6 protein-coding genes are annotated in these 5,294 nt (G+C 64.8%); all 6 read left to right on the top strand.

The features are described from left to right. Nucleotides 1–338 (top strand): rhodanese-like domain-containing protein (locus J0M27_RS21095; protein WP_294996622.1); only part of this gene is annotated, 338 nt, incomplete at its 5' end. Beyond that, entirely contained in the window at nucleotides 338–775 is a 438-nt protein-coding gene (locus J0M27_RS21090; protein ID WP_294996619.1) for a hypothetical protein, read from the top strand. The genes J0M27_RS21095 and J0M27_RS21090, both read left to right, overlap by 1 nt. 59 nt (nucleotides 776–834) lie before the next feature. Beyond that, complete coding sequence (gene cheY / locus J0M27_RS21085; RefSeq protein ID WP_294996616.1) at nucleotides 835–1,248, top strand: chemotaxis response regulator CheY; 414 nt, start codon at nucleotides 835–837, stop codon at nucleotides 1,246–1,248. A 74-nt stretch (nucleotides 1,249–1,322) separates the two neighbouring features. Beyond that, entirely contained in the window at nucleotides 1,323–3,311 is a 1,989-nt protein-coding gene (locus tag J0M27_RS21080) for a thioredoxin domain-containing protein (RefSeq protein ID WP_294996613.1), read from the top strand. Between the two features lie 163 nt (nucleotides 3,312–3,474). Beyond that, nucleotides 3,475–3,783, top strand: a complete 309-nt coding sequence (locus J0M27_RS21075; protein WP_294996610.1) for a c-type cytochrome — start codon at nucleotides 3,475–3,477, stop codon at nucleotides 3,781–3,783. A 177-nt stretch (nucleotides 3,784–3,960) separates the two neighbouring features. Continuing rightward, a partial coding sequence (locus tag J0M27_RS21070) for a branched-chain amino acid ABC transporter substrate-binding protein (RefSeq protein ID WP_294996607.1) occupies nucleotides 3,961–5,294 on the top strand: 1,334 nt, incomplete at its 3' end.

Below are 5,294 nucleotides of genomic sequence, written 5' to 3'. Positions count from 1 at the left end.
TGCCCGGCAAGGAAAAGGGCTCGGTCACGGTCGACTCCTTCCAGGCCGTGTGGAAGGCCAGCCCGGGCTCGGTGATGCTGGTCGATGTACGTGACGCGAAGGAAGTGGCTTCCGGCATGATCAAGGGTTCGGTGAACATCCCGATGAACGAGCTGGAAAAGAAGATCGCCACGCTGCCGACCGACAAGCCGGTGGTCTTTGTCTGCGGCACCGGCGCGCGCTCGGGCGAGGCCTACGACACCGTCAAGCTGCTCGGCGGCAAGGTCCAGGCCTCCTTCCTCGATGCCGACGTCAAGTTCAATGCCGACGGCAGCTACACCATGGCGGCAAAGAAATAGTGACGGAATTCCAGCGCCTTTACACCGGCCGCCTCTGGTCGGTGCTGGCCTGGGACCAGCTGACGGCGCTCTGGCAGCGCATCGACCCCGCCGCCGGCTGGTATCTCGTCGCGGTCGGCGTGTCGCCGGCGCCGACTGCGGGGATGGCGCCGGCCGCTGCCGCGGATGTCAGCGCCTTCATCGACCGCATCGATGCACTGTTGCGGGCGGAACACCACGAATCCTATTGCGGCATCGTCTACGCCGACGACCTCGAAAACCCCAGCCTGATCAAAATCTACGACCCGAACAACCTCGGCTCCTCCTGCGGCTCGTCGAAAACGCCGCATCCGCCGGGCTGGATCATGAGCCGCCTGCCGCCAGACGGAAACCTCGCCACCCGCGCTGCGCCCGAAAACCGCAAGCGCTGGTGGCAGGGTTTGCTCGGAGATAGCTAGGCAGTTCCCTCCCGTATTCCCGGTTTTGGGTCGCTATGGCGTCAGGCATAGTGCCGGTCATGGCACTGCCGACCGAATCCATCACCGATCGCACCGCACTCAAGTTTCTCGTGGTCGACGACTTTTCCACCATGCGCCGCATCGTCCGCAACCTGCTCAAGGAACTCGGCTTCACCAATGTCGACGAGGCGGAGGACGGTGCCGCGGCGTTGAGCAAGCTTCGTGGTGGCGGCTTCGAGTTTGTTGTTTCCGACTGGAACATGCCCAACATGGACGGGCTGACCCTGCTGCAGACAATGCGCGAGGACGCCGAGCTGAAAGCCCTGCCCTTCCTGATGATCACCACCGACGCCAAAAAGGAAAGCATCGCCACCGCCGTCCGCGCCGGCGCGACGAGCTGCATCGCGAAACCCTTTACCGCCGCGACCTTGCAGGAAAAGCTCGACAAGATCTTCGAAAAAATGGGGATCTGAGCGCCAGCATCACCCAGGCAGACATACCCGACTGTTTTTGTCCAGTATAATTTCGACTCCGACAGGAGTCCGTCATGGCGCCCCCACTCAGTAACCGGCTTGCCGCCGAAACGTCGCCCTATTTGTTGCAGCACGCCGACAATCCCGTGCACTGGCAGCCCTGGGACGAACAATCGCTTTCGTCGGCGCGGTCCGCTGACCGACCGATCCTGCTTTCCATAGGGTATTCGGCCTGCCACTGGTGCCACGTGATGGCGCACGAGTCCTTCGAGGACGCCGACGTGGCGGCGGTCATGAACCGCCTCTTCGTGAATATCAAGGTCGACCGGGAAGAACGCCCGGACCTCGACCAGATCTACCAGAGCGCGCACCACCTGCTGACGCAGCGCAATGGCGGCTGGCCGCTGACGATGTTCCTCGCCCCGGATGGCACACCGTTCTTCGGCGGAACCTATTTCCCCAAGGAACCCCGCTACGGCCTGCCCGGCTTCGCAGACATCTGCGCGCGCGTGGCCGCCGCCTACGCCGAACGTCGCGAGGACATCGCGGCGCAGGCCGTGGAACTGCGCCAGGCTCTTGGCGCGACCGACCCCGAACCGGCGGCGGGCGCGCTGCGCTTCGACAACGCGCCGCTGGCCGCAGCCGAAGCGTCCCTGGCGCGGGCGTTCGACAGCCGCCACGGTGGTTTTGGCGGTGCGCCGAAATTTCCCCACCCGACCGACCTGGCCTTCCTGTTGCGTCGCGCCGATGTGGATGCGCGGCGTATGGCGCTGACGACGCTGGCGCGCATGTGCGAAGGCGGCATCTACGACCAGATCGGCGGCGGTTTCTGCCGCTACAGCGTCGACGAGCGATGGGAAATCCCGCACTTTGAAAAGATGCTTTACGACAACGGGCCGCTATTGGGGCTGTGCGCCGACGCCTGGGCGCGCGACGGCGATCCGCTCTTTGCCCGCGTCGCAGACGAAACCGCGGGTTGGGTGATGCGCGAAATGCAGACCGCCGACGGCGGCTATTGCTCTTCGCTCGACGCCGATTCCGAGGGCGAGGAAGGCAAGTTCTACGTGTGGGACCGCGCCGACCTGGCGCGCATCCTGACTTCGCAAGAGTCGGCGCTGGCGGCACGGCGCTGGGGCTTCGACGGCCCGCCGAATTTCGAGAATCGCCATTGGCACGCGAAGATCGCCGGCGACCTGCAACCGGAAGAACAGTCTCTGCTCGATTCGGCAAGGCAAAAGCTGTTCGCGGCGCGCGAGCAACGTATCCGCCCCGGCCGCGACGACAAGATTCTGGCAAGTTGGAACGCCCTGATGATCGAAGGAATGGCGCACGCCTCGCGGGTATTCGACCGAGACGACTGGCTGGCTTCGGCGCGCCGTGCGCTGCAATATGTCCGCACCACGCTGTGGCGGGACGGCCGGTTGCTGGCCACCGCCCGCGACGGCCGGGCCCATCTGGACGCCTACCTCGATGATCACGCCTTCCTGCTCGCGGCCCTGCTCGAACTGATGCAGGCCGAATTCCATGCGACAGACCTGGGCTTTGCCATCGAGCTGGCCGACATACTGCTGTCGCACTTCGAAGATCCCGATGCCGGCGGGTTCTACTTCACCGCCCACGACCATGAAACCCTGATTCATCGCGCAAAGATCGGCCACGACAACGCCACGCCCGCCGGCAACGGCGTTGCGGCCTTCGCCCTGCAACGCCTCGGTCACCTGCTCGGCGAATCACGCTACATCGACGCGGCGGAAAGGGCTCTGCGCCTTTACTGGCCGCAAATCCAACACTCACCGAATGGTTTTGGCGGCCTGCTGCGCGCACTCGAAGAAGCGCTGCAGCCACCGGCAAACGTCATCCTGCGCGGACCGCCGGTTGAGGTTCGCACCTGGCAACGGGCCCTCGGCGCGGCGCCTGGACGCCTGGTACTGGCGCTCCCCAATGGAACGCGCGGCTTGCCCGCCGGCCTGGCCAAAGCGGAAAGCGATCATGTCAACGCCTGGGTCTGCAGCGGCGTTAGTTGCTCAGCACCGATCGCCGACCTGGACCAGCTGATAAATTGATCTGACCCATTTACAGCGGGAACGTGTCCGGGTAGGCTGCGCTGCGATTTCGGTTCCGGCCATTGCATTCGATGCCGACGTTTCCGGCAATGGCCAGCACCGAAACCACGATTTGGCTTTTTTCGGCACACAACGACTCTTCACATTTGACAAGGAACCGAGTATGAAATATGCATTGATCTCCACCCTCGTCGCCGGCGGCCTGATGGTCTCTGCCCCGGCCTTCGCCAACAAGGATCTGGCCACCAAGAGCGGTTGCATGGCCTGCCACGCCGTCGACAAGAAACTGGTCGGCCCCTCCTATCAGGACGTCGCCAAGAAGTACAAGGCCAGCGACGAGGCCATGCTGGCCGACAAGGTCAGGAAGGGCGGCAAGGGCGTCTGGGGCCAGATCCCGATGCCGCCGAACGCCGCCGTCAAGGACGAGGACCTGAAGACATTGGTCAAGTGGGTTCTCGCCGGCGCCAAGTAATTCCCGCCGCAGGTCCGAAACAGGCCGGCCCCGCCGATCGCGGGCCCGGCCTTTTCTTTGCACGGGATCGACGATCCGGCTGCGTTGACAAGTCGTGTGCGGATGACAAGAATCCGTCCGCCTGACATATCATTCGCCCCTTGCATCCCCCTTCACCGATTTGAACGGAGTGTCGCCATGAATGTGCCCGCCAAAGTCCTCTCGCTTTCCGTGATCGCCGCACTCGCCTTGATCGGCTGCGGCAAGGAAGAGCCGCCCCCTCCCCCGCCGGCCGCGCCGCCCCCCCCGCCGCCGCCCCTGTCGGTCAAGATCGGCAGCGTCGCCCCGCTCACCGGCGGCATTGCCCACCTGGGCAAGGACAACGAAAACGGCGCGCGTCTCGCGGTCGACGAAGCCAATGCGGCGAAGATCAAGCTCGGTGGCCGCGACGTGAAATTCGAACTGGTCTCGGAAGACGACCAGGCGGATCCCAAAGTCGGCAACACCGTGGCGCAGAAGCTGGTCGACGCCAAGGTCGCCGGCGTGGTCGGCCACTTGAATTCCGGCACCACCATCCCCGCTTCGGCGATCTACAACGGCGCCAACCTGCCGATGATCTCGGGCTCCGCGACCAACCCGGCGCTGACCGAGCAGGGCTTCAAGGGCGTGTTCCGCGTCGTCGGCCGCGACGACCAGCAGGGCCCGGCCGTCGCCAATTACATCGCCGGCGCCAACAAGCTGAAGACCGTCGCCGTGATCGATGATGCCACCGCCTACGGCGAAGGCCTCGCCAACGAGGTCGAGAAGACCCTCAAGGCCGCCGGCATCAAGGTCCTTCCGCGCGAAAAGGGCACCGACAAGACCGTCGACTGGAAGGCCGTGCTGACCAAGGTCAAGGGCAAGAAACCCGATGCCGTGTTCTACGGCGGCATGGATGCCACCGCCGGCCCGCTGCTGAAGCAGGCTCGCGAGCTCAAGATGACGGCGGTGTTCTCCTTCGGCGACGGCGCCTGTACCGACAAGATGGCGGAACTCGCCGGAGCGGCAGCCGAGGGTCTGATCTGCTCCCAGGCCGGCATCCCGGTCCAGGCCGCAGGCAAGAAGTTCCTCGACGCCTACAAGGCCAAGTTCAACGTCGAACCGATTCTTTACTCGCCCTTCACCTATGACGCGGCCAACCTGCTGATTGCGGCGATGAAGAAGGCCGATTCACCCGATCCGGCCAAATACCTGCCGGCGCTGGCGGCGAGCGACTACAACGGCGCCAGCGGCAACATCAAGTTCGACGAGAAGGGTGACCGCAAGGACGCCGAGATGACGATCTTCACATTGAAAGACGGCAAGATCACGCCGCTGGCGATTATCAAGGGCGGCAAGTCGTTGACGCTGGACGAGTACGCGGCGCTCTCGGCGCCGGCACCCGCCGCGGCACCGGCCCAGCCGGCAGCGATGAGCGGCATGCAGGGCATGTCGGGAATGGCCGCGCCTGGTGCGGCCCCGACTGCTCCGGCAGCGGCCGCGCCTGCCGCTGC

Origin of the sequence: Sulfuritalea sp., assembly GCF_017302275.1 — a bacterium.
Taxonomy (GTDB): Bacteria; Pseudomonadota; Gammaproteobacteria; order Burkholderiales; family Rhodocyclaceae; genus Sulfuritalea.
Note: the sequence above shows the minus strand (reverse complement) of the source record. Positions and strands in the feature narration are given on the sequence as shown.

What these genes read in the sequence shown, in the direction of transcription:
- cheY (WP_294996616.1), top strand. Translation starts at nt 835, where the DNA reads ATGGCACTGCCGACCGAATCCATCACCGATCGCACCGCACTCAAGTTT.
- J0M27_RS21075 (WP_294996610.1), top strand. Translation starts at nt 3,475, where the DNA reads ATGAAATATGCATTGATCTCCACCCTCGTCGCCGGCGGCCTGATGGTC.
- J0M27_RS21080 (WP_294996613.1), top strand. Translation starts at nt 1,323, where the DNA reads ATGGCGCCCCCACTCAGTAACCGGCTTGCCGCCGAAACGTCGCCCTAT.